This is a genomic window from Bacteroides eggerthii (assembly GCF_025146565.1).
Lineage (GTDB): Bacteria > Bacteroidota > Bacteroidia > Bacteroidales > Bacteroidaceae > Bacteroides > Bacteroides eggerthii.
Map to the genome: position 1 here is coordinate 421,524 of NZ_CP102258.1, position 26,641 is coordinate 448,164.

A 26,641-nucleotide genomic window follows, 5' to 3' on the forward strand; every position below is an offset into this window, starting at 1 on the left:
CTTTTCGTAACTTCGGTGTGCAAAGATACGAACTATTTTTAATTCCATAAAAAAGGAGACGTTGTATGCGTCTCCTTTTATCAAGTTTTATTTATGAACTACTTATTCGATAGTCAATTCTGAACCTGCTCTAAACTTGGCAACCTTCTTTGCCGGAATCTGAATGGGCTTCTTCGTTGCCGGATTTATACCAACGCGTCCGGCTCTCTCCGTTACAGAAAAAGTGCCGAAGCCAACCAATGCCACTTTATCACCCGCCTTTAACGCTTTTGTTACTGATGCGATAAATGCATCTAATGCTCTTTTTGAATCGGCCTTTGACAAACCGGCTTCAGCTGCCATTGCGCTAATAAGTTCTGACTTATTCATAATACAAAATGATTAATTAATATGTTACACAAAAGAAAAATTCTAATGCTACTTCCTACAAAAATAGAGCAATAATTCTGAATATCAAATAAAAACATTAAAAAAAGGCTGGAAAATAGAGAAAAAAAAGGAATAGGAGTTCCTTTTTCTGTTATAGAACAGAATTTATTCGTATTTTTGCCAAATAAAGCGAAAAAATCAGATTATGAATGCTATACCGACAGTAACCAAAAACCTTTTAATCATTAATGTGCTGATGTTTCTCGGCACCGTTGTAGCCCAAAGCTATGGCATCGACCTAAACCAATATTTAGGCCTGCATTTCTTCCTTGCCGGAGACTTCAATGCAGCACAGCTGATTACTTATATGTTCATGCATGGAGGATTTACCCATTTGTTCTTCAATATGTTCGCCGTATGGATGTTCGGCCGTATTCTGGAACAGGTATGGGGGCCGAAGCGTTTTCTGTTCTATTACCTTGTATGCGGCATTGGCGCAGGACTTATTCAGGAACTCGTGCAATATATCCATTATGAAACGGTACTTTCAGCATACGACAGTGTTAACACCGGATATTCTGTCATCCCGATGAAAGAATACCTTAACATGATGACCACTGTCGGAGCTTCCGGATCCGTATATGCCATATTACTTGGGTTCGGCATGCTATTCCCCAATCAACCCATGTTTATCTTCCCGCTGCCTTTCCCCATCAAAGCCAAATATTTTGTCATCGGATACGCCTTGATAGAATTATATTCCGGCTTTGCCAACAATCCGGGCGACAACGTCGCACACTTTGCGCACTTGGGCGGCATGATATTCGGTTTTATACTAATAATGTACTGGAGAAAAAAGAACAGAGGAAATGGCTACTATTATAACTGATTTAAAAGAATCGTTCCGCAGAGGAAACATTTACATACAGCTGATTTATATCAATGTAGGGGTCTTTGTCCTGACTACACTGACAGAAGTTATATTGCAATTATTCAACCGGAGCCTTGGAGGAATGTTCGAATGGCTGGAGCTGCCGGCTTCGCTTTCCCGCTTCATTGTACAGCCTTGGTCTATCCTGACTTATATGTTTATGCATGCAGGAGTATTGCACATCCTTTTCAACATGCTTTGGCTGTATTGGTTTGGCGCCCTGTTCTTAAATTTCTTTTCTGCGAAACACCTACGGGGAGTATATATCTTAGGCGGCATTTGCGGTGGAATTCTTTACATGGCTGCCTATAATATCTTCCCTTATTTCCAACCAATGACAGAATATTCTTTCATGCTGGGGGCATCGGCATCTGTTCTTGCGATCGTTGCTGCAACAGCCTACCGGGAACCCAACTACCCGATACGCCTTTTCCTTTTCGGAACGATACGCTTGAAATATCTGGCATTGATTGTTGTCGGAATGGATTTATTGTTCATCACCTCCAGCAATGCCGGCGGACATATAGCCCATTTAGGAGGAGCATTGGCGGGACTATGGTTTGCAGCCAGCCTTAGCAAAGGAACGGATATTACCTCATGGATCAACAAATTTTTGGATTCCATTATTTCTTTATTCAGTTTCAAGCCCCGAAAGCCTAAAATGAAAGTCCATTATGGGACTGACAAGCAGAAAGATTATAACTACAATGCCCGGAAAAAAGCTCAATCCGATGAAATAGACCGCATCCTCGACAAATTGAAAAAGTCCGGATATGAAAGTCTGACAACAGAAGAGAAAAAGAGCTTGTTCGATGCAAGTAAACGATGAGGTGTACGTATGAAGCATTTCGGTAATTTTGTCGCGCTCCTGATTTTAGCGGTCAATGCTTTATTTACAGGTCTCTTGCTATTAGTAGCATACAGCCCTTATATCCAGCCGACATCTCACCCGGTACAATCTTGTTTCGGACTGGCTTTTCCTGTTTTTGCGTTAATCAACGGAGGCTTCCTGATTTTCTGGCTCGTTATACAACGATACAAAACTGCTCTACTACCTCTAGTCGGCTTTTTGCTGTGCTATTCGCAATTACGGACGTATCTTCCCCTTAATTTCCATACCTCCAACCTCCCGGAAAAAAGTATAAAATTCCTTTCTTACAATATCATGGGATTTGACGGGGCTAATAAAAGAAACGGGAAGAATCCGATACTCACCTACTTAAAAGAAAGCAATGCTGACATCCTATGTCTACAAGAATATGCCTCCGACGAATCTCACCGGCATCTCACCCAAAAAGACATAGAACGAGAATTGAAAGACTATCCTTACCACCGCATCAATGTTGTGGGCAGTGGTAGCGGTTATAGCAACAAGATAGCATGCTATTCGAAGTTTCCCATTCTATCCGCCCGGGTCTTGAACTACACGAGCAACTACAATGGCTCCGTATTATACGAACTCAAGCTGGATGAAGACACAATTACCCTTATCAACAATCATTTGGAATCCAATAAGCTGACAAAAACCGACAAAGACATCTATGAGGATATGCTGAAAGCCCCTGAGAAGGAAAAGGTAAAAAGCGGTGCACGATTATTGGTGCGCAAACTGGCAGAAGCCTCCGCTATCCGCGCCCCACAGGCAGATACTATTGCAAAGGAGATCGCTTCTTCCCGACATCCTTCTATCATAGTCTGCGGAGACTTCAACGACACTCCCATTTCATACACCCATCGCGTCATTGCACAAAACCTAAATGACGCCTTCACCCAGTCGGGACGCGGTTTGGGAGTTTCCTACAACCAGAATAAATTCTATTTTCGAATAGACAACATATTAATCAGCAAGAACCTACAGTCCTATAACTGTACGGTGGACCAATCCATAAAAGAGTCTGATCATTACCCCATATGGTGTTATATAGCCAAACGGCAATAATCCACTTTTTTAAAGTTGAACAACTATTTATAAACTATCAATATCTAATACTCTGACATTTATGTTTAAAAAAGGTATTTTAATTTTAGCTGCAAGTTGTATGATGTACTCCTGTGCTAACCAGACGGAAAGTAATCCGTTCCTCACCGAGTTTCAAACCCCGAACGGCGTTCCACCTTTCGATAAAATCAAGCTGGAACACTATGAACCTGCATTCCTTAAAGGAATAGAAGAACAAAACGCCAATATTCAAGCCATTATTGACAATACTGAAGTTCCGAGCTTTGAAAATGTAATCGTTGCTTTGGACAACAGCTCTCCCATACTGAATCGGGTAGGCGCCATTTTCTTCAATATGACGGATGCCGAGACCAATGACTCTCTGAACGCTCTTTCCATAAAGCTTGCTCCGGTATTGTCCGAACATGAAGACAATATCTCGCTCAACCAGAAACTGTTCGACAAAGTAAAAGCCGTCTACCTGCAAAAGGACTCTTTAGGGTTGACAACTGAACAGCAAAGGCTTTTGGACAAAACATACAAAGACTTCGTACGTTCCGGAGCCAATCTTTCTGCCGAAAAACAAGCCCGCCTGCGTGAAGTGAACAAGCAACTTTCTACGCTGGGCATCACTTTCAGCAATAATATCTTGAATGAGAACAACGAGTTTATGCTCTTCGTAGACAAACAAGAAGATCTTGCCGGTCTCCCCGAATGGTTCTGCCAAAGCGCTTCCGAAGAGGCCAAAGCTGCCGGCCAGGAAGGCAAATGGCTATTCACATTGCATAACGCAAGCCGTATCCCATTCCTGCAATACTCCGATAATCGTTCGTTACGTGAAAAGATTTATAAAGCCTACATCAACCGCGGCAACAACAACGACAAGAACGACAACAAGAAAATCATTACAGACATCGTGAGCTTGCGTCTTGAAAAAGCCCGTTTATTAGGTTTCGACTGCTATTCCAATTTCGTATTGGACAACACTATGGCAAAGAACTCAAATACAGTAATGGAATTTCTGAACAACTTGTGGGGATATGCCCTTCCCAAAGCTAAAGCCGAAGCAGCCGAACTGCAAAAACTAATGGATCAAGCAGGCAAAGGCGAGAAACTGGAGGCTTGGGACTGGTGGTATTACACTGAAAAACTTCGCAAAGAGAAATATGACCTTGAGGAGGATCAAATCAAGCCTTACTTCAAATTAGAGAACGTACGCGAAGGAGCATTTGCCGTTGCCAACAAACTTTATGGTATCACCCTGACAAAGCTCAACAATGTCCCTGTTTATCACCCCGATGTAGAAGTCTTTGAAGTAAAAGATGCAGACGGTTCCCAACTGGGTATCTTTTATGTAGACTACTTCCCACGTGCAGGTAAAAGTGGTGGAGCATGGATGAGTAACTACCGCGAACAGAAAGGTGATATCCGCCCCCTGGTGTGCAACGTAGCCAGCTTCACCAAGCCTGTCGGTGACACTCCCTCTTTATTTACGATTGATGAAGTGGAAACCCTGTTCCATGAATTCGGCCATGCCCTGCATGGTTTGCTGACCAAATGCAATTATTTGGGCGTTTCCGGTACGAATGTCGTGCGCGATTTCGTAGAACTTCCATCGCAAATTAACGAACACTGGGCCACAGAACCTGAAGTTCTGAAAATGTATGCCAAACATTATCAAACCGGCGAGGTCATTCCTGATAATCTCATTGAAAAAATTCTAAAACAAAAAACCTTCAACCAAGGCTTTATGACTACTGAGTTACTCGCAGCAGCCATTCTCGATATGAATCTACACAACCTGACAGACACTGAAAATATCGATGTAGTGGCCTACGAAAAAGAAGCAATGGACAAGCTTGGTTTAATTCCCGAAATAGCCCCTCGCTATCGTACTACCTACTTCAACCATATCATAGGCGGCTATGCAGCAGGCTATTACAGCTATCTATGGGCGAATGTTTTGGACAATGATGCTTTTGAAGCGTTCAAGGAACATGGCATCTTTGACAAGACAACCGCAGACCTTTTCCGTCGCAACGTTCTGGAAAAAGGAGACAGTGAAGACCCGATGACCCTCTACAAGAATTTCAGAGGAGCAGAACCTCAATTAGAGCCGATGTTAAAAAATCGCGGTATGAAGTAAGAATTGTGAAAAAAAAGCTATATTTGCAGCCTTATATACGATAGAAATCAATTAAAAAGTAATCATAATAAACTAAAAGTAACATGCAAAACAAAGGATTTGTAAGGGTTTTTGCGATATTGCTCACATTGGTATGTGTGTTCTATCTCTCCTTCTCTTTTGTGACTCGCCACTATACCAACAAGGCAAAAGAGTTCGCAAAAGGTGATGTGAAAGTGGAACAAGACTACCTCGATTCTCTGTCAAACGAGAAAGTGTGGTTCGGCAATTGGACGCTGAAACAATGTCGTGAAATGGAGATCAGTTTAGGTTTGGACTTAAAGGGCGGTATGAACGTCATTCTTGAAGTATCGGTTCCCGATGTTATCAAAGCATTGGCGGATAACAAGTCTGACGAGACATTCAACCAAGCGCTGGCAACAGCCGCCAAACAGGCTACTACCAGTCAGGACGACGTAATCACGCTGTTCATCAGAGAGTATCATAAGCTCGCTCCGGATGCTTCACTTTCACAACTGTTCGCAACCCAACAATTAAAAGACAAAGTAAACCAGAAATCTTCCGACGCAGAAGTTGAAAAAGTATTGCGCGAAGAAGTAAAGGCAGCCGTTGACAACTCATTCAACGTTCTCCGTACCCGTATCGACCGTTTCGGTGTGGTTCAGCCCAACATCCAAAGTCTGGAAGACAAAATGGGACGCATCATGGTGGAGCTTCCGGGTATCAAAGAGCCTGAACGTGTAAGAAAATTATTACAAGGCTCTGCCAATCTGGAATTCTGGGAAACATACAATGCAAAAGATGTAGCTTCATACCTGCAATCGGCTGATGCCAAATTGCGTGCTATTTTGGCAACCACAGAAGACAGTACGGAAGCAACAGACAGTACAGCCGCTGAGACTCCTGCCGTAGCACAAGCTACCAGCACCGCCGACAGCCTTGCCGCAGCACTGAAAGGCGAAAGCCAGGCGCAAGCTGCCAACCTGGAGCAAATCAAGAAAGAACATCCGTTATTGGCAGTTCTGCAAGTCAACCCCAGCGGTCAAGGTCCTGTTGTAGGTTATGCAAACTACAAAGATACCGCAGACATCAACAAGTACCTCTCCATGCCGGAAGTTCAGGCGGAAATGCCGAAAGACCTGCGTTTGAAGTGGGGTGTTTCTCCTTATGAATACGATCCGAAAGCTCAAACTTTTGAATTGTATGCAATCAAGTCAACCGAACGTAACGGACGTGCTCCGCTGGAAGGTGACGTAGTTGTAAATGCCAAAGACGAATTTGACCACTATGGCAAACCTGCCGTAAGCATGTCTATGAATACGGACGGTGCACGTCGCTGGGCACAGCTCACCAAGCAGAATGTAGGTAAAGCCATTGCCATTGTATTGGACGGCTATGTATATTCCGCACCGAACGTAAATCAGGAAATCACCGGCGGTAACTCACAAATCACCGGACATTTTACTCCCGAACAGGCAAAAGACTTAGCCAATGTATTGAAATCGGGTAAGATGCCGGCTCCTGCCCATATTGTACAGGAAGACATTGTAGGTCCGTCTTTGGGACAAGCGTCCATTAATGCCGGTATCATGTCATTCGTTGTGGCATTAATACTGTTAATGGTTTACATGTGCTCCATGTACGGTTTCATTCCTGGCATGGTTGCCAACGGTGCTTTGGTGTTGAACATGTTCTTCACATTGGGTATCCTTTCATCTTTCCAGGCAGCTTTGACAATGTCCGGTATTGCCGGTATGGTGTTATCACTGGGTATGGCTGTGGATGCCAACGTATTGATTTACGAACGCACCAAAGAAGAATTACGCGCGGGTAAGGGTGTTAAGAAAGCACTTGCCGATGGTTATGCAAATGCCTTCTCTGCAATCTTCGACTCCAACTTGACATCTATCATTACAGGTATTATCCTGTTCAACTTCGGTACCGGACCTATCCGCGGTTTCGCTACTACATTGATTATCGGTATCCTGATTTCATTCTTTACCGCAGTGTTCATGACGCGTTTGTTCTACGAGCACTTCATGAGCAAAGACAAATTGCTGAACCTGACATTCTCTACGGGTATTTCCAAAAACCTGATGGCAAATGTACACTTCGATTTCATGGGCAGAAACAAACTCTGGATGACGTTGACGGGTATAGGTGTTGTAGTTTGCATCGCATTCCTCAGCATGCGCGGTTTAAGCCAAAGTATCGACTTTACCGGTGGACGTAACTTTAAGGTACAGTTCGAAAACAAAGTAGAGCCCGAACAAGTACGCGAACTGATTGCCAGCAAGTTCGGTGACGCCAACGTCAGTGTTATCGCCATCGGTGCAGACGGCAAGACTGTGCGTATCAGCACCAACTATCGTATTGAAGAAGAAGGCAATAACATCGACTCAGAAATCGAAGCCTACCTGTATGAAACACTGAAACCGTTGCTGACTCAGAATATCACGCTGGAAACATTCATCGACCGCGAGAACCATACGGGCGGCAGTATCATTAGTTCACAAAAAGTAGGTCCAAGTATTGCAGACGACATCAAGGTATCGGCCATTTGGTCTGTTGTGCTGGCTTTGATTGCCATCGGCTTGTACATCCTACTCCGTTTCCGTAACATTGCCTATTCTATCGGTTCTGTATGCGCATTGGCTTGTGACACTATTATCATTTTGGGTGCATATTCCATGTTCTGGGGTGTCCTGCCGTTCTCTTTGGAAATCGACCAGACATTTATCGGCGCTATCCTGACGGCTATCGGTTACTCAATCAATGATAAGGTGGTAATCTTCGATCGTGTGCGTGAATTCTTCAGCTTGTATCCGAAACGAAACAAGAAGGTATTGTTCAACGATTCACTGAACACTACTCTGGCACGTACTATCAACACTTCACTGAGCACATTAATTGTATTGCTGTGTATCTTCATCCTCGGTGGTGACTCTATCCGCAGTTTTGCATTCGCAATGATTCTGGGTGTTGTATTCGGTACACTGTCCTCTTTGTTCGTTGCCTCTCCTATCGCTTACATGTTGATGAAACATAGCAAAGACGAAGAGCCGGCTGCTGCAACAACAATATAAAACAAACTATAAAGTGTTTTGACAAACACTTATAGTCTTTTTCAGGCACATATTATAGGAATTCCATGGCTTTTGAGTTTCATGAGACCTGTAATATGTGCCTGATTTATGTATATGGATACCTACCATAGGTAAAGAGCTATAATTGATAACCTTTTTCAGAAAATTCTAATGTAAAAGCATTATATTTGTAGATGTTACGCTACTTAGAATGAAAAGGATAGACAAATGGAGAAATTAAAAGAGTTATTAGCGAATGAATGTTCATTCAGGCCATCCGGTAAATTATTGGATGAACTGTTGGCACCGGCAGAAAGCATAGAGCTGAAAAAGAATGAAGTTTTGATTATGAGCGGCCGGCTCGACCCTAATGTCTACATTGTAAAAAGTGGAGTGATGCGATACAGTTATATGAACGGAATACGAGAGGTTACTTTCGCTTTTGCATTGCCGGGTAGCGTAATGATTGCCATGCACTCTTATTACGCCCATCTCCCTGCCTTCTACCAAATCGAAGCCTGCTGCAAATCAACCGTATTTAAAGTTCCCCAAAGTCACTACGCCCATCTGGTCTCATCCTCACACGAATTTGCTCAATGGGCATTGAGATATGCACAAGGACAGCTTTTCTATCTCGAAAAGAAAGACTCTGTGATAAACGGCAATGCCAAAGAACGATTCATATCCCTGATTCATAAACGTCCTGAGATCATAGAAAAAGTGGCCTTGAAGCACATTGCCTCCTATTTGGGTATCACACAACCCTATCTCAGCCTGCTAAAAAAGCAATTAAAGAACATATAACGAAAGGCAAAACTCTACATCATACCGCCATACGAAATGTAGTGAAGCATCTGTTCTCCCTGTGATTAGGAAAACAGATGCTTCACTACATTCTGACTATACCTCAATAAAAAAGGCCTCGCAGAACCAGCCTCTCCAACAAACGTCAAACCCTATCCGTTACATACAATCTCCCCCTTACCGCAAACAGCAGACAGAACGGAAAAGAAAAATCCTGTACTAAACGAAGTTCAAAACTAAATAAAACTGTATTCAGTGCTTTTTTGTTAAAGCGAAAACAAAAAAAGCATAATTTAATATAGTATAAACTTTTTCTCACAAACACTTATTTCCTTTGCAAAAAGAAGTCTAAACACATATAAAATAAACAGAATATTAACTAAAACCTCAAAACGATGCACAAATACTTCAGCCTCATTGGTTCATCCAGTCCCCATCAAACACAATCAAGTATGATAATATTCCATTTCCGGTAAAATTCAAACATTTAAAATAGTAGAAATGAAAAGAGTAACTCTTTTATTCCTCTCCCTCGTAGCAATTATCAGCATGCAATCACTTTCTGCGCAGAACTTCAGCGTGAAAGGTAAGGTCATTTCCGAAGAAGGAAACGAACCGTTGATTGGTGTAGCTATTGTACAAGAGGGCAGCGGGAATGGCGTAATTACCGATATTGACGGGAATTACAACATTGAAATTAAAGGAGCTGAACAAGCTACCTTGACTTTCTCATATGTAGGTATGCAGCAACAGCAGCATACAGTAACAGCAAGCACTAAAACGCTGAACATCACACTGAAATCAGATGCGCAAGTAATGGATGAAGTAGTGGTAGTGGCTTACGGTGTGCGTAAGAAAGGTACTATTGCCGGCTCAGTATCTACGGTAAAATCCGAGAAGCTGGCAGATGTGCCTGCTCCCAGTTTTGACCAAGCGCTGCAAGGCCAGGCAACGGGATTGACCGTATTGTCCCAATCGGGAGAGCCCAGCGCTCCTGCCGTATTCTCCATTCGAGGAACCAACTCCATTAATTCCGGTACTACTCCGTTGTTCATCATGGATGGCATGCCTATCTCCAGTGGAGACTTTAACGCTATCAATCCGTCGGACATCGAATCCATTTCCGTACTGAAAGATGCTTCTTCCACCTCTATCTATGGCGCACGTGCAGCCAACGGTGTCATTGTTATCACAACCAAACGGGGAGCCCTAAGCAATCAACATGCAAAGGTTACTTTCCGTACCCAACTCGGCATCTCACAGCTGGCCCAAGAAAATTGGAACCTGATGAATACCGAAGAACGCATTGCTTACGAAAAAGAAGTGGGTCTGGACACCGGTAAAGATTACGACAAATTAAGACAAATCAACATAAACTGGTTTGACGAAGTGTTCAACAAATCTGCACTGCTACAGAACTATGAAGTACAAGTAAACGGAGCTACGGACAAAATACGCTATTACGTTTCCGGTAACTTTTACGATCAGGACGGCGTTGCCATTGAGTCCTACTTCAAGCGTTACAACGCCCGCGCCAATGTGGAAGCACAAGCCAAGAAATGGCTCAAGTTAGGAACCAACATCATGATGACCCATGAAAAAATACAGCAAGCTGACCAGGGCGCATACTCTACCGTAACTCCCATTTCGGCCGCACGTTTCATGTTGCCTTACTGGAATCCGTACAAAGAAGACGGTTCGCTGGCTTCGGTGAACGACGGTTCATGGAAAGGCCTCAACCAAAACCCACTGGAATGGATTATGAACAATCCATACAGCAGCAAGAAAAACAAACTCATCGGTAATATATTCTTTGAAGTAACTCCGATAGAGGGATTGAAAATACGTTCGCAAGCCGGCTTAAATTATACTGATATAGGAGATGAAACATTCAGCATGCCTTCCTACCGCCCCAATCAGGATCAGGGTAAGGCAGCTCGTTCCAACAGTCACGCCTATAACTTGTCTATCACCAATACTGCCGAATACCGTTTTAACCTGAATCACGTCCACGACTTCAATTTCCTGATCGGACAAGAAGGAATAGACTATCAGTCGGAAGGTTTCTCGGTGGCTACTGCAGGACAAAACAACGACAAGCTGGCAGACATAGCCACCGGAACACGTGCCACCTCTTGGGGAAACAGCAGTACGGCCTATTCTTACGTTTCGTTCTTCGGCCGCGGCGAATATAACTATGACAACCGCTACTACGCAGACTTCTCTCTGCGCACCGACGGTTCATCGCGCTTCGGTGTCAAAGGCCGGTGGGCTACCTTCTGGTCAGTGGGTTTGATGTGGAACCTGCTTAATGAGAAATTCATGAAAGGCTGTGAATGGCTGACCACTGCACAACTGGCAATTAGTACGGGAACATCCGGTAACTCCGAAATCCCCAATTACGACCACCTTGCTTTAGTAGGCGGTGGAGGCAACTATCTCGGCGATGCCGGTTTGGCACCTTTGACAAAAGGAAACGAAGAGCTGAAATGGGAGAAGTTGTGGACAACAAATATCGCAATCCACTTAGGTTTCTTCAATCGCATCAACTTAGACGCCGAGTTCTACAACAAGAAAACAACCAATATGCTTATGGCTGTACCTGTGGCCTATGCAGATGCCGGTTACGGTTCACGTTGGGACAATGTGGGCGGCATGATAAACCGCGGTGCGGAACTGAACTTGAGTGCCGACATCATCCGTACCAAAGACTTCACATGGAACATCAACACCAATGTTTCCTATAATAAGAATGAAATTACCGAACTCTATAACGGAGTGCAGGAATATGTAATGGCCACCACCGGCATGAAGCTGGCAGTAGGTCACTCTTACGGTGAGTTCTACCTGAACCGTTACGCAGGCGTCAATCCGGCAACGGGTGACCCTTTGTGGTATGACAAGAACGGAGAAGTAACTCCTGTAATGAACGAGTCCGACAAAGTGCTTGTAGGACACAGCTATATCGCCCCTTGGCAGGGCGGTTTCGGTACCGTCGTATCATGGAAAGGACTTTCGCTCGGCGCACAGTTCAGTTGGGTGGCCGACCGCTGGATGATAAACAACGACCGCTATTTCGAGGAAAACACAACCTTCGACAACTACAACCTCTCTCGCCGTATGCTCTACGACCGTTGGAAACAAGCCGGTGACGTTACCTCCATTCCACGCTATGGAGTAACGCCACAGTTTGATACGCACCTGTTAGAGAACGCATCTTTCCTGCGCCTGAAGAATTTGTCGCTCGGTTATACACTACCTGCGTCCCTACTTGAGCGCACAAAAGTTTTATCGTCTGCCCGCGTTTATGTGCAAGCGCAGAATCTCTTTACGTTTACTGATTTCTCCGGCATGGATCCGGAATCAAGTTCAAATGTGTATAAGGCGCAATATCCTATGACACGTCAGTTTACATTTGGTTTGGAATTCACATTTTAACGTTTAATTATTCAATAATGAAATCATTTACAAAAATAGGACTGGTGGCGATGCTTTCGCTCGTCTTTACCGGTTGTTTAGATAAATACCCGGATAACGCCATTCCCGACAAGGAAGCCATCCAGTCGGTATCCGATGCAAATCAGGCGGTTATCGGTATCTACGCCAGCTACAAAAGTTCTGCATTATACAGCGGATATCTGACTTTGCTCCCTGATATTCAAGCCGACTTAGTATATGCGGTAGAAGGCTTCAGCAACACCTACGGTGATATATGGAGATGGGACATCCTTGCCACCAACCGGGAAATAGAGGCAGTTTACAGCGCTCTTTATACCACAATAGGCCGGTGCAATTATTTCTTCGAAAGCATTGTCGATTTGGAAAACACACTCACAGACGACGAACAACTCGACAAGCTGCAAGATTTGAAAGGAGAAGCATACTTTGCACGTGCATTAGCCTACTCGGAACTCATCAAATGTTTCTGCAAAGCCTACGAACCCGCCACCGCCGAAAACGAATTGGGCGTAGCGCTGATTTCAAGCTACTACAACCCCGAACGTATGATCCGTTCTTCACTGAAAGACTCTTATGCTTTCGTCATTTCCGATTTGGAAAAGGCACTCGACCTGGTGACCCTCGATGAAACCAATAACTCTCCGTACATCACCAAGAGTACCGTAAAAGCATTGCTGGCACGTGTCTACCTCTACATGCAAGATTGGGAAAAAGCACGCGACTATGCCACCCAAGTCATTGAGGATGACTACTTACAACTGTCGAGTGCAAAAACGAAATACACCTCCAAGCTGACGCACTACCAATATATGTGGAAGTACGACAGTGCATCCGAGATTATCTGGAAGGTAGGTTTCAATACCACTTCCTACGGCGGCGCACTGGGGCGTGTATTCCTGAATTACGACAACATCTCCTATAAACCGGACTATGTACCCGCCAGTTGGGCGTTGAACCTATATGATCAGAACGACTTGCGTTCCGAAAGCTTCTTTGCACAAAAGACTACAGGATATGCACATGGTCTCACATGGCCTCTGCTCGTCAAATATCATGGCAATGAAGATTTCATCAAGCTGAATATCTATCATGTAAACATGCCGAAAGTATTCCGTCTCTCCGAGCAATACCTCATCAGAGCCGAAGCCTATTGCCACCTGAAAGAGTACACCAAAGCGGGGAAAGACATAACAACCTTGCGTTCGGCACGTTATAAGACCTACGGCACCACCGCCATAGGTGAAGATAATTGGCTGGAAACCATTTCCGAAGAACGGGTACGAGAACTCTTTATGGAAGGTTTCCGCCTGCACGACCTCAAACGCTGGCATAAAGGCTTCGAACGCGAACCGCAATCCAACACCGTAGAGGCGGCCAACTCGTTGAAGATAGAAGCCGACCATCCGCTCTTTGTATGGCCCATCCCACAACATGAGCTTGATGCACCAGGTTCAGAATTGCAACCTAATGATAGTAATAACTAATTTTTGATGCGTGTTATAATGAAACATCTATCTATATATAATGTATTAATTGCCACCGCCCTGCTTTCCCTTGCCTTGCTGGCGGCGTGCAGCAGCGAAGAGCAGACCTATGACGGCCCGTCCTACGTAATGTTTACCGATTCGCTGAATGTCTGTCCTGTATTCCAGGAGAACAATGACTACAAAGTGGCGCTTTCGGCAACGAAAAGTGTCCCTTACGACCGGAAATTCGGTATTGAAATCCTCCAAACAGAAAGTAATGCCATTGAAGGCTATCACTATTCCATCAAGTCGAACACCGTAACAATTCCTGCCGGAGAACTGGCTACATCCGTCGAAATCAACGGTATCTATGAAAACATAGCAGACGACGATTCACTGAACATCCGCATGCGTATTGTATCACTCGAAGATGTGGAATGGCCTTACTATGGAGTGACCGCCAATGTTCGTCTGCAAAAAATGTGCCCGTTCGACATCAACAACTTCACGCGTTATGCCGTAGTGCAGTCCTCTTTCCTCAGCGAATTCAAACCATATAGCACCAACAAGCGTCTGATTATGACCGACCGGGTAGAAGGCGAAGACAACAGCATAATGCTTCACGACTTCCTGTGCGACGGCTACGATGTGAAAGTAACGCTGGATCATAGTGACCCGATGGTTCCCTCGGCCAGTGTACATACCGGAGATATTATCGGTACCACACAAGAATTCCTCGGCAGCTTGTACAATGACAACATGCTGCGCATCACAGATTATACGGCAGTCCCCTCAACCATTTTCCCCTGCCGCGACACAGTTGTACTCTACTCCATGGTCTATGTAAAAGATGTAGGCCTTTTGGGTGCTTATGTCACTGTGATTCGCTGGATCAGCGACGCTGAGGCAGAAGATATTTTGCATAGTGGATTTTAAACCAGTCAGATGATGAATATGAAAAAATTAGAATATATACTTTTAGGCCTATTAGTGGGCTTCGCAATGGGAGCTTGCTCATCCGATGATGAGAATGCGGGTGTCGTTGACCCCGTTTTCCCGGAAAGCCAATCCTACGAAATCATACCTGATCAGGTATGCGAAATCAGCTTTGAAGCTTCCACAGAATGGAGAGTGACTACTGACAAACAGTGGCTGAAGTTTATAGATGAAACAGGTAAATTTCAGTCGCTCACAGGAAAAGCCGGAAAACAAACGGTAAAAGTAACCGCAACGAACGGTGCTCTTGGATTTACAGATGACAAAGCGCAAGTGAAGCTGACTATGGGCGGCAAAACACAAACAATTGCCGAGATGAATCGTGCTGCAAAAGAACGTGTAGCGAAGATGTACACTGTAAAAGGATCTGACATTATCGAGATTAATGAATTTGTCGATAAAACATTCAACCGTACGGAACAAATTGGCTTTGAAGCCAATTTCGACTGGAAGATTGATATGGCTTCTTTACCCGGCTGGATTCTCAGCGAAGGCGCAGAAAGCAGTCTCATCGAGAATTTATGTGGAGAAGCCGGTCAAACCATCAGTCACAACAGAATGGGCAGTATAGACATAAAATTAGAAGAACGCTATAAAGATCTTAGCGGATATATCACCATTCGTGACATTGAAAGCGATTACACATGCCAATTTCCGGTAAGCGCTCCGGGTATAGAAGCCGGACAGATAATGTGGATAGGGCAAGTTGTAAATTTACGCAGAGGAATTACTTGGAATGATAAAGGGAAAAAACTCATTCTGGATCCAGGAAGCGGAGACGTCATTTCCGTTACAGATGAATTGGCAGCATGCCACGTTGTGATTCGTGACAACGACTTCGAGTATCGATTTATGGAATGGGACCCTATCGAAAGGACAGCAAAAGAAATACCGGCTGAAGATATCTGGGTGGAAGTAGAAAAAGAGGGAGGAGTATTAACCTTAAAAGCAAAAGAGAACACTAACATAGATGTACGTAAGATGGTTCTGTTCCTTGTCCCTAAAAATACGGAAGTAGACTATGATTCACATTTCACTAAATATAACGGTACCTTCAATTTCAATACAAAAGGTTATGGAATAGAATTAAACCAATACGGTGCCATTACATTCAAGGTATGGAAACAAATCAATTCCATGAAATATGAATATATGGCAGAGGCGACCAAGGCAGCAAATGCAGAGGCGATTGCAGAAAATTTAGGTTTGGAAAATGCTGATAATATTTTTGAATACTCTTTTACCAAAGAACAGTGGGATATGTCCGAAAGACTTCACATTACACCGCTTGGGATGATTTCATGGCATGGAAAATTTGAATTGTTCGATGAGAATTACAAATCTTTAGGAACGAGTGCTATAAAATGGGCGGCATCTTGTGGCAACGGTAATGTATATGACGAAGCCTACAAAGCTTATCCATCCATTAAATTTGAGAATCGTATCCCCTTTGACAATATCACTGACGATTGCCTGTACATCGTAATCCGCGACAATAACGACAAAGATTTAGGAACCTTTGTTATCCGCAAAAACAATGAAGCCACTATAAAATAAACGCTGCTATATGAGAATTACAAATATTTTAATCAAACTGGTAGGAGCCTTGGCACTCTTGGCTCTCACTTTCAGTTGTACGGACGATACGTATGACGCTCCGGCAGAAGGCTATGGATTCGTACAATTCAAGCTGGTGAAGAATGGTGGATTAACGGCCGACAAAGAAATAACTTCACGTGCCGCCAATGCCGACATTCTCGATTCACTGGCAGATGCAAAAAAGATCAAAATAACCCTGAAGTCGGCCTACGACGTAATAGAGCAAACACTCGCACTCTCGGCAACCAACGGTTCAGATACTGAAATGGGACTGTGGAGCGAGAAATGCCAACTGTTGGCAGACCATTACAACATTGCAGGCTACGAACTGCTCGACAATCTGGGTAACACTCTGCTTACTTATGACGTAGAATCAGAAAAAACATTCGAAGTGGTTTCAGGCGGCATGGTAGTGGAAACAATCAATGTCAACGTCCGCCCACGCGGAACAGTCAAATTTCAACTTGTGAAAGACTTTTCAGCAATCACACGTACTGCTGAAGCCTACCGTATGGATAAGGTAGCCAAAGCAAATATCACTGTGAAGCACAAACAGACCGGTGAATTAATCACTTTCGAAAATATGCGCACCAATATAGAGTATTACTATGAAAGCGAGAGTGAAAAAACCTATCACAGCAAGTTGGTGTGCGATACAATTCTTGCTCTGAAAGCAGGCGATTACATCGCCACTTCTTTCATTGTTAAAGACCAAAAAGACCAAATTCTGGAAGCAGCCAAGGTAACTGCCCCCAACGGTTTTTCCATAGCAGACAACAAAGAGACCGTTGCCGATGTGCCTATCACCATGCAGGAAACAGCCCCCAGTATTCACGACGGCATTATCCTGAAGAAAATATGGGAAGCGCTCGACGGTCCTAACTGGAGCTTCCGCGGTGTTGTTTTCAATAAAGGCTGTAACTGGGAATTTGACCGGGACATCGATTTATGGATTGCACAACCCGGTGTCATGGTGTTGGACGACGGTCACGTAGCTTCTATCTCTTTGGGAGGATTCGGTGCACGCGGTCATATGCCCGAAGAATTGGGAGAACTGAGTGAACTGCGCAGCCTGATTCTCGGTTCACACAACGATGCCATCAACTCCTCTCCTATCAATAAAATAGACGATCCGGACGAACTGATAGCTGCCCAACGCGCCGACTTCAAGCAAATGACTTTGGACTGCAGTCTGGCAGAAATGGCTCCCGAAATGTGGAATGTCCTGCCTGATAAGTTAAACGAGCACATCAAGGACTTTAACAATTGCGGTAACCGTTCCGCGACCGGATTGAATATGTATGCCAACAACCCCAACAATTTCTATACTGCCATCTACTCATTACCGGCAAGTATCGGCAAATTAAAGAAACTGACAAGTCTCTTCATCGCCAACAGCCCGATAGCCTCTCTGCCCGATGAGTTGTCCCAGCTGGAAAACTGTACGGATGTAGAAATATACAACTGCCCCAACCTGAAGGAAATTCCTAAAGGCTTTATGAACATGCCCAAGTTACAAATGGTCTATTTCGTCAACAACAACGGTATCACAAGCGATAAGCTCTATGAAGGAATGGTAGAGTGGACAAAGAGCGCGTCCAAAGAAAGCTTACAGGGATTGTACTTCATGAACAACAACCTGAAGAGAGTACCCGACCTGAGGCCCATGAAGAAGTTAGGCTTCCTCGATATGCAGAACAATCAGATTGAAGAATTTGAAGCACCATTCGGCAAAGACCATAACCTGGGAACACTAAACTTAAGCAACAACCACCTGAAAGCTCTTCCACGCGATGACCAAGGATATTTTGCCGGATTTGAAGCGGTAGAGACATGGTCATTTGCCGGCAATGAATTTACGGAGTTCCCGGATATATTCGATGCAGACTCTCCTTTCTTGATAGGTACCATTAACTTCTCACAGAACAAAATTACTTCGTTTGAAAAACGAGGCGGTGACAAGTTCCATGGTCTTAATGTAGAGATTCTGAATCTGTCGTTCAATCCATTAGGCAGCTTCCCCGAATGTATCTATGAATCCGGAACCAAAGTCAATTACCTGGTGCTGCGTGCCTGCAATATCCGGGAATTTCCAGAAGAGGCATTGGAGGGAGACTATGTTTTCTACACAATGGCACTCGACCTGGCAGCGAACAGAATCAAAACATTGCCGAAGAACTTCAACGCCCTCAAGTTCCCCTATATGAGTGGACTGGATTTAACGGGCAATGCCTTCGATGGATTTGCCTATCGCGCACTGGATCTTCCCAATCTGAAGCAGTTTATCTTCCGCGGTCAGCGTGATGACAACGGATACCGCTGCATGAAAGAATGGCCTACCGCTGTTTATGCACACCAAGGGCTGAGAGTGCTTTACTTGGGGTCGAACGACATCCGCAGAGTAGTTGATTACACCCTGGATAAAATACGTTTCGGTGTCGAGTTGACAGATAATCCGAATATTTCGATAGACCTGACTACAGCCTGTCCATACATAACAGCCGGTTTGGCAAGTTTCCTGTTTGATCCTGGACAAGACGTACGCGGCTGCGATGCAGTAGTTCCTAAATACTGATAACTTAATAGATACAGATATATGAAAGCAAAATATATTCTTAGCATAATGGCACTTCTGATAGGTGCCTCCTGTTCGGATGACAATGAGAATACACCCGGGTTTACTTTGGACGAGAAAGAGATCCAAATGGAAGCCGTAGGCGGAACGCGTGAAGTACGCGTCTCAGTACCGGGCAACTGGACAGCCACCCCCAGCGAATCATGGGTACAGGTTTCGCCCACCAACGGCAAAAGTTCGGAGATTTGTGTCATCAAAGTAGATACCACTATATTGGCCAACAAACAACGCGAAGCCATAATAAACTTCAAGACCCGTAACGATGCCGAAACACGTTCTCTTAAAATCGTACAAGCCGGGTTTGACAAGGCTTTAACCCTTTCTACCACCTCTGTTGAATTGGAGAACTACGCCGATTATGGTAAACGCTATTTTGATGTAGAGGTCACTTCCAATGTAGACTTCAAAGTGGACATACCACAGGATGCAGCCACTTGGCTTTCTTACGATAAATATAAATTTACGCTTGACTGTGGCGCCCGCCCCCGCAAAACCACTATCCGTTTCAATTGGGAAGGAAATACGGATGCTACAAATCGAGAAGCCAAAATCAACTTCCTCGTAGCAGAAGGCAATGAAGACATGATGAAGCATGATGCACTACTCATCAGTCAGGAGCGTGCACCCGAAATAACCCCTACACGCGAAGGTGACTCATTGGCTTTAGTCATCATTGAACGCAAGCTGAACGTAGCTGTCAAGTGGGATAAAAATGAGTCCTTAATGAATTGGCCACAGGTAAAATTGTGGGAAGAGCAGGACAAGGGGTGTACTCCGGAGAATCTCGGACGTGTACGCGCGGTTGAATTCAGCCAATTTATTACTAAAGAAGGTATTCCCGATGAAATACGTTATCTTACAGAGCTCGAAACTTTAAGTTTCTTCTCCAATGGTAACAAGTTCATGTATTCATTCGATACGGGAACCGCCATTACCCAACTGACGAAACTCAAGAACCTGCGCATCTATTCATTCGGACTTACCACATTGCCACCCGAATTTGTGAATCTGAAGAATTTAGTGACGCTGGACTTGAGTAGCAACAATTTCCAGGAAGTACCTGCCATTCTTACTCCAGAGAACTTCCCGAACCTGAGACACCTGTCACTGGCAACCAACCGTCGCAGTCATGAGATAGATTTGACAGGTACAAACAAATATCCCAAAGAAGAATGGGGAGGATTGTATGGTTCAAACAATAATAATAACTCTAATCTATCCAATCCGATGTTGGAAAGACTCTTCAAATGGGAAAACCTGGAATCACTGGTGCTTTCCAATAATATTATCAAAGGGACATTGCCTAAAATGGCTTACGGCGTACCCAAATATACAAAAGAGGAAGTGGAAGCAAACGATACACTGAAAACCGCCGCAAGTGTATTGGTAGGCAAACCCAAAGTATTGCCCCATTGCAAGGATTTACGTATCGGCTTAAACTACCTGCATGGAGACCTTCCCGATTGGCTCTTACACCACCCCTACCTAATGTTCTGGTCACCTGAAATCAGTATATTCAATCAGAACAGAGGCAAAGATGACCAAGGGATAATGCCTGGATTCAGTAATGTTCCAACATCATTTGAATATTTCTACGAGCTTTATCCGATATTGAAGCCTAAATATTAAAACCAATGAAACAACAGAATTTTATGAAACTAAAGAATCTCATCATATTGGTAGGTGCCATACTCCTCTTCGGAGCATGTACGGACACTTATTCGCCGGTGGAGATACCGACAGCCCCGGAAACTCCCAAAAGCGCAGTTATCGTAAATACGCCCGACGAGGCCATTAGCGGAGAATTGATGATTAAATTCCGTCCGGAAGTGACAGAATTATTGAACAGAGCATTGACAAGAAGCACCAATGCTTATGGAACTGCCACCCGTTCGGGTATTCCTGATATGGACCGCGCCTTGGAAATTATCGGTTCTTACAACATAGAACGTATTTTCCCTGTCAACCGCCAGGAAGAGTTAACCTGTAAGGCGGGACTCAACCTATGGTATATTGTCCGCTTTGACGAAAAAACGGACGTACGCAAGGCCGCCGAAGAGTTGGCCCAAGTAGGAGAAATTGCAAAAATTCAATACAACCGCGAACTGAAACGTCGTGATGACCAACGTCCTGCCGTAATAGTTCCTCCAACTGATGCTGCTACACGTATGATGCAAAAAGCCTCCATATTCAACGATCCGGGACTCAGCAAACAATGGCACTACATCAATGACGGCGATCAAACATTAGTTCCTAACTCCAAGCAAGGCGCTGACGTTAATTGTGCCGAAGCCTGGAAAAAATGTACGGGTGACCCATCAATCATCGTTGCCGTAATGGACGAAGGTGTAATGTGGGCACATCCCGACTTGCAAGCCAATATGTGGATAAACGAGGACGAAATCTATAAATCGGACAAAGACAACGACGGCAACGGATACAAGGGCGATGTCTACGGATACAATTTTGCACAGCAGACTCCTACCATAGACTGGTCGTCCGAGGGTGATACAGGACATGGCACTCACGTAGCCGGTACCATTGCAGCCGTAAACAACAACGGCGAAGGTGTATGCGGTATTGCCGGAGGTTCCGGCAATGGTGACGGTGTAAAGATCATGTCTATCCAAATCTTCTCAGGAAACTATGGCACCAGCCCATATAGCGAAGCGCAAGGCATCAAATATGCCGCCGACAACGGGGCGGTTATCCTGCAATGCAGTTGGGGTTACAACTCCGCACTGGCTGATGCCGCCACTTCGATGCGTGGTTTTGCCACCGATGAAGAATGGGCACAAAATTGCCCGCTGGAAAAGGAAGCTATGGATTACTTTATTCACAATGCGGGTTCGCCGAATGGCACCATAGAAGGCGGCTTGATAATCTTTGCATCCGGCAACGAATATGCTGCAGCAGCAGGATATCCCGGTGCTTATGGTGATTTTATCAGTGTGGCAGCCATGGATGCAAGTTTCATGCCTTCTTCCTACACCAACTATGGTCGGGGAGTAGACATCACAGCACCGGGCGGCGACTCCGACTACCATAAAAGCGTACAAGGTAGCGTTTACTCCACTATGCCTCCCCTGCTGAGCGACGGTGTAGGATACGGATACATGGACGGAACTTCCATGGCCTGTCCGCACGTTTCAGGTGTAGCAGCCTTAGGATTGTCGTATGCTGCCAAACTGCACAAGCACTTCACTGCCAAACAATTCAAAGAGTTAATCCTGCAATCTACGCGAGACCTTTCTCCTTATATGTCGGGCAGTAAGCTCTACTATAAATATTATGCACTGGCAGGGGAATCCACACCGGTTTTAATGGAGATGAACAAATACTATCAGGGACAAATGGGTAGCGGACTTATTGACGCCAACAAACTGCTCACGCTGGTCGAAGGAAACGGCGTAAAACAGGAACTCCCCAACATCTATCTTGCAACCGGAGAAAAAAACAGACAGACCTTGGAACCGGCACGTTTTTTTGACGGAGGTGAGAGCATGACTTTCACAGTAGAGTCGGCCAACCCAGAAATTGCGACAGTTGCCATCGAAGGAAACAAGATAATTATAAGAGGTACTGCCATCGGCAGCACCTCTTATACGGTAACAGCTTCCAACGGCGAAAAACAAACCGCCGACATCACTGTGCGACGTAAAGCCAATGACAACGGCTGGCTGTAATACAAAAAAACAGAAATATGAAATGCTTGTACAACCTCTATTGCTTATGCCTTTTCTGCACGCTGTATCCCTGGAAGATACAAGCGCAGGAAGGCATTTCCCGTCGTGCTTTAGAAGAGTTGGCAGAACCGGAGCCCTTACAGCAATCAGCCTTGTTCTTCAATATCACAGAAGCGCAATTTCCGAAGATACCTGAAGAGCATGAACCGGTCACTGTGGAATACGGCTACGTCAACCGAAGTGATAAGCCGCTTACCATAAATAAAGTGACAGCTTCCTGCGGTTGTATTGCTGTAAATTATGACAAGCTGCCTATTCCTGCCGGCGGAAAAGGTACAATCAAAGTTTCTTTCAAGCCCAAAGGTTATTCCGGACCTATCTACCGTCAGGTACTCGTCTATACGTCCCTGTCGGCCGATCGTCCCACCGTAAGGCTCACCTTGACCGGCGAAGTGATTGCCTCCACCGATGCATGGCGCGGCTATCCGCACAAGTTAGGAGCGCTGCGCACCCGGCAGAGAACTGTCTCTTTCGGCGTAACAGACCGTTCGGCAAAGTTAGCGGAAGTTATAGCTTGCGGCAACAGCGGTAAAGTTCCCTTATCTTTGTCGGCAGCAGGTCTGCCTCCCTACCTGACGTTCCGTACCAGTCATCCGGTAATTGAAGCAGGCAAAGAAGCGGATTTGATATTTCTGTTTGACGGTTCCAAACTCCCGGTAGAAGAAAAAGGCACAATAACCCTGCCCGTAGTACTGACAGGATTGGAAGGCGCTCCGGAACAACGGACCATTACACTGGTCATTAAGTTAGATTAATATTTATACAAATAATTCGATAAAATGAAAAATATACTTGTTTACTTGATGCTTGCGGCTACATTCCTGTTGTCAGCTTGCGATAAAGACGAAAAGATGTTAGAACCATCGTATCTTCCCGTCACCTATGCCAACATTGCAGGTACTTGGCAACTTGCGGAATGGAATGGAGTTGAAATGAGCGAAGGACGTTACTGCTATTTGGTTATCAAACGCAAAGCCGATGAAGAAACCGGAAAACGCGCTTTGGAAATTTATACAAACATAGACAGCGACAAATCTCATCTGCTGACATCTACGTATGAACTGGAAGAAAACGAGGACTTAGGTTCGATTATCAGCGGCATCTACGACCACGCTGCCGGCTTCTGGAATAACTCTTACCTGATTAGCGAGCTCGAAGCTGACCGTATGGTATGGACTGTTTTAGAGGATGCCGAAGATGTATCCGTCTATGTGCGATGCGAAAAAGTTCCTGAAGACATAATGAACGGGACACGTGCCATAAAATAATTCTCTCAACTATTATACTCTGAAAAGGAACTCCCCGGGTATCTCCTATCCAAAATAGGAATATCCGGGGAGTATTTGTTTAACAACCTCAATCAACAAGTCATTTCGTAGCCTCGAGGGGAATCGAACCCCTATCTAAAGTTTAGGAAACTTCTATTCTATCCGTTGAACTACAAGGCCTTTATGCATACTTTCTGTATATAACAATAGAATGCGGGTACAAAGATAGTGTATTCTGCCGATTTTCCGAAAAAAGTTTTGTTAATCCGATTAACTTTACGAAATTTGTCCGTCAACAAAATGATAATATCACATTTTTTAATGTAACATATAGTAATTCGTAAGTTATGGCAAATGACATGATGGTCAAAGAACTGGAGCAAGTGGTAGTCCGCTTCTCCGGAGACTCCGGCGACGGTATGCAGCTCGCCGGCAACATCTTTTCAACAGTTTCGGCTACGGTAGGTAATGACATCAGCACATTCCCTGACTATCCGGCAGACATCCGCGCACCGCAAGGTTCGCTGACAGGCGTATCCGGTTTTCAGGTGCACATCGGTGCAAAGAAAGTCTATACCCCCGGTGACAAATGCGATGTGCTGGTAGCTATGAACGCTGCAGCATTGAAAACGCAATATAAGTTTGCCAAATCTACCGCATGTATCATCATTGATACAGATGCATTCCAAAAGTCGGATTTGGAAAAGGCGGCTTTCAAGACAGACGATCCCATTGAAGAAATGGGAATCAAGCAGGATGTCATTGCCGCTCCTATCTCCAAAATGGTAAAAGACTGCCTTGCCGACACTGGTATGGACAACAAATCCATGCTGAAATGCCGCAATATGTTCGCAGTGGGGTTGGTGTGTTGGCTGTTCAACCGCGACTTGAAAATAGCCGAAGACTTCATACGCGAGAAATTTGCCAAGAAACCCGAAATTGCAGAAGCCAATATCAAGGTTATCCGCGCCGGATACGACTACGGACATAACACCCATGCATCCGTTGCACATACTTATAAGATTGAAAGTAAAGTAAAAACGCCCGGACGCTATATGGACATCACCGGCAACAAAGCCACAGCTTACGGTTTCATTGCCGCTGCCGAAAAAGCGGGTCTGAAACTTTATCTGGGTTCCTATCCCATTACTCCGGCAACCGATGTATTGCATGAGTTGTCTAAGCATAAGTCACTGGGAGTAATGACTGTACAATGCGAAGACGAGATTTCCGGCTGCGCATCTGCCCTCGGTGCATCCTTTGCTGGGGCATTGGCTGTCACTTCCACCTCCGGACCGGGTGTCTGTCTGAAATCGGAAGCGATGAATCTGGCTGTTATTATGGAGTTACCACTTGTTGTGCTTGATGTACAGCGCGGTGGTCCTGCAACAGGTCTGCCCACCAAGTCCGAACAAACCGACCTTCTGCAAGTACTTTTCGGACGCAATGGCGAAAGCCCCATGCCCGTACTTGCCGCTACCTCACCGACAGACTGCTTTGAATGTGCCTATATGGCATCCAAAATAGCTTTGGAGCATATGACTCCCGTTGTATTGCTTACAGATGCTTTCGTAGCCAACGGTTCAGCTGCCTGGAAACTGCCCAAGCTTGCCGATTATCCCGCTATCGTTCCACCTTATGTACGTCCCGACATGCAGGGTACATGGACTCCCTACCAGCGTGACGAAAAGACCGGCAGCCGCTATTGGGCTATCCCCGGAACAGAAGGTTTCACTCACGTCCTCGGTGGTCTGGAGAAAGATAACAAGACAGGAGCCATCTCTACCGACCCCGAAAACCACGATTTGATGACCCGACTACGCGCCGAAAAGATTGCCAAAATTGAAGTTCCCGATGTGGAAGTGGAAGGCGACAAAGACGACGCCGACCTGCTGATCGTTGGTTTCGGCGGTACTTACGGACATCTGCACGCGGCTATGGACGAACTTCGCGCAGCTGGCAACAAAGTGGCTCTCGCCCACTTCAAATTCATCAACCCGTTGCCCAAGAATACGGAAGAAGTGATGAAACGCTACAAGAAAGTAGTGGTGGCAGAGCAGAACATGGGACAGTTTGCCGGATACCTGCGTATGAAAATAGATGGTTTCGTTCCCTACCAGTTCAATCAGGTAAAAGGTCAGCCTTTCCTGGTAAATGAGTTAGTACAAGCATTTGAGGAGATTATCAAAAACTAAAA

General features: G+C 44.9%; 17 protein-coding genes and 1 tRNA gene. 16 read left to right on the forward strand and 2 right to left on the reverse strand.

The features are described 5' to 3' along the window. Positions 1 to 102: 102 nt before the first annotated feature. Positions 103 to 369: an HU family DNA-binding protein gene (locus NQ546_RS01890; RefSeq protein WP_004291540.1), complete on the reverse strand. Its 267-nt coding sequence runs from the start codon at positions 367 to 369 to the stop codon at positions 103 to 105. A 205-nt stretch (positions 370 to 574) separates the two neighbouring features. Between NQ546_RS01890 and NQ546_RS01895 the strand changes: the two genes are divergently transcribed. The 15 genes from NQ546_RS01895 to NQ546_RS01965 all read left to right on the forward strand — a co-directional run bounded on the left by NQ546_RS01895 (position 575) and on the right by NQ546_RS01965 (position 24,444). Next, positions 575 to 1,258, forward strand: a complete 684-nt coding sequence (locus tag NQ546_RS01895) for a rhomboid family intramembrane serine protease (protein ID WP_004291542.1) — start codon at positions 575 to 577, stop codon at positions 1,256 to 1,258. Then, positions 1,239 to 2,129 (forward strand): rhomboid family protein, encoded by an 891-nt coding sequence (locus tag NQ546_RS01900; RefSeq protein ID WP_004291545.1) that lies wholly within the window; start codon positions 1,239 to 1,241, stop codon positions 2,127 to 2,129. Before NQ546_RS01895 ends, NQ546_RS01900 begins: the two co-directional genes overlap by 20 nt. Before the next feature lie 9 nt (positions 2,130 to 2,138). Then, positions 2,139 to 3,239 (forward strand): endonuclease/exonuclease/phosphatase family protein, encoded by a 1,101-nt coding sequence (locus NQ546_RS01905; protein ID WP_004291547.1) that lies wholly within the window; start codon positions 2,139 to 2,141, stop codon positions 3,237 to 3,239. Between the two features lie 61 nt (positions 3,240 to 3,300). Then, on the forward strand, positions 3,301 to 5,385 hold the full coding sequence (locus tag NQ546_RS01910; RefSeq protein WP_004291549.1) for a M3 family metallopeptidase: 2,085 nt from the start codon (positions 3,301 to 3,303) through the stop codon (positions 5,383 to 5,385). A gap of 83 nt (positions 5,386 to 5,468) precedes the next feature. Then, positions 5,469 to 8,471, forward strand: coding sequence for a protein translocase subunit SecDF (gene secDF / locus NQ546_RS01915; protein ID WP_004291551.1), 3,003 nt, complete (start codon positions 5,469 to 5,471; stop codon positions 8,469 to 8,471). Positions 8,472 to 8,699: 228 nt separating this feature from the next. Beyond that, on the forward strand, positions 8,700 to 9,275 hold the full coding sequence (locus tag NQ546_RS01920) for a Crp/Fnr family transcriptional regulator (protein WP_004291553.1): 576 nt from the start codon (positions 8,700 to 8,702) through the stop codon (positions 9,273 to 9,275). Positions 9,276 to 9,776: 501 nt separating this feature from the next. Then, positions 9,777 to 12,713 (forward strand): SusC/RagA family TonB-linked outer membrane protein, encoded by a 2,937-nt coding sequence (locus NQ546_RS01925; protein ID WP_004291558.1) that lies wholly within the window; start codon positions 9,777 to 9,779, stop codon positions 12,711 to 12,713. A gap of 17 nt (positions 12,714 to 12,730) precedes the next feature. After that, positions 12,731 to 14,218, forward strand: coding sequence for a RagB/SusD family nutrient uptake outer membrane protein (locus NQ546_RS01930; RefSeq protein ID WP_004291560.1), 1,488 nt, complete (start codon positions 12,731 to 12,733; stop codon positions 14,216 to 14,218). An 18-nt stretch (positions 14,219 to 14,236) separates the two neighbouring features. Beyond that, positions 14,237 to 15,136 carry a DUF4984 domain-containing protein gene (locus NQ546_RS01935; RefSeq protein ID WP_229074284.1) on the forward strand — a complete coding sequence of 300 codons (900 nt, stop codon included), beginning with the start codon at positions 14,237 to 14,239 and terminating at the stop codon, positions 15,134 to 15,136. A gap of 18 nt (positions 15,137 to 15,154) precedes the next feature. Continuing rightward, positions 15,155 to 16,753, forward strand: coding sequence for a hypothetical protein (locus tag NQ546_RS01940; RefSeq protein WP_229074286.1), 1,599 nt, complete (start codon positions 15,155 to 15,157; stop codon positions 16,751 to 16,753). Positions 16,754 to 16,763: 10 nt separating this feature from the next. Further along, a complete protein-coding gene (locus NQ546_RS01945; RefSeq protein WP_004291568.1) occupies positions 16,764 to 19,370 on the forward strand; it encodes a DUF4458 domain-containing protein in 2,607 nt (868 codons plus the stop codon). A 21-nt stretch (positions 19,371 to 19,391) separates the two neighbouring features. Continuing rightward, entirely contained in the window at positions 19,392 to 21,059 is a 1,668-nt protein-coding gene (locus NQ546_RS01950; protein ID WP_004291572.1) for a BACON domain-containing protein, read from the forward strand. A 23-nt stretch (positions 21,060 to 21,082) separates the two neighbouring features. Beyond that, positions 21,083 to 23,116, forward strand: coding sequence for a S8 family serine peptidase (locus tag NQ546_RS01955; protein WP_039953522.1), 2,034 nt, complete (start codon positions 21,083 to 21,085; stop codon positions 23,114 to 23,116). 17 nt (positions 23,117 to 23,133) lie between these two features. Further along, positions 23,134 to 23,931 carry a DUF1573 domain-containing protein gene (locus tag NQ546_RS01960; protein WP_004291580.1) on the forward strand — a complete coding sequence of 266 codons (798 nt, stop codon included), beginning with the start codon at positions 23,134 to 23,136 and terminating at the stop codon, positions 23,929 to 23,931. A gap of 24 nt (positions 23,932 to 23,955) precedes the next feature. After that, positions 23,956 to 24,444, forward strand: coding sequence for a lipocalin family protein (locus NQ546_RS01965; RefSeq protein WP_004291584.1), 489 nt, complete (start codon positions 23,956 to 23,958; stop codon positions 24,442 to 24,444). A gap of 108 nt (positions 24,445 to 24,552) precedes the next feature. On the opposite strand, the gene NQ546_RS01970 is transcribed toward NQ546_RS01965, so the two are convergent. Next, positions 24,553 to 24,624 (reverse strand) — tRNA-Arg (locus NQ546_RS01970). 167 nt (positions 24,625 to 24,791) lie between these two features. On the opposite strand from NQ546_RS01970, the gene NQ546_RS01975 reads away from it, so the two are divergent. After that, positions 24,792 to 26,639 carry a 2-oxoacid:acceptor oxidoreductase subunit alpha gene (locus NQ546_RS01975; protein WP_004291586.1) on the forward strand — a complete coding sequence of 616 codons (1,848 nt, stop codon included), beginning with the start codon at positions 24,792 to 24,794 and terminating at the stop codon, positions 26,637 to 26,639. Positions 26,640 to 26,641: the final 2 nt, after the last annotated feature.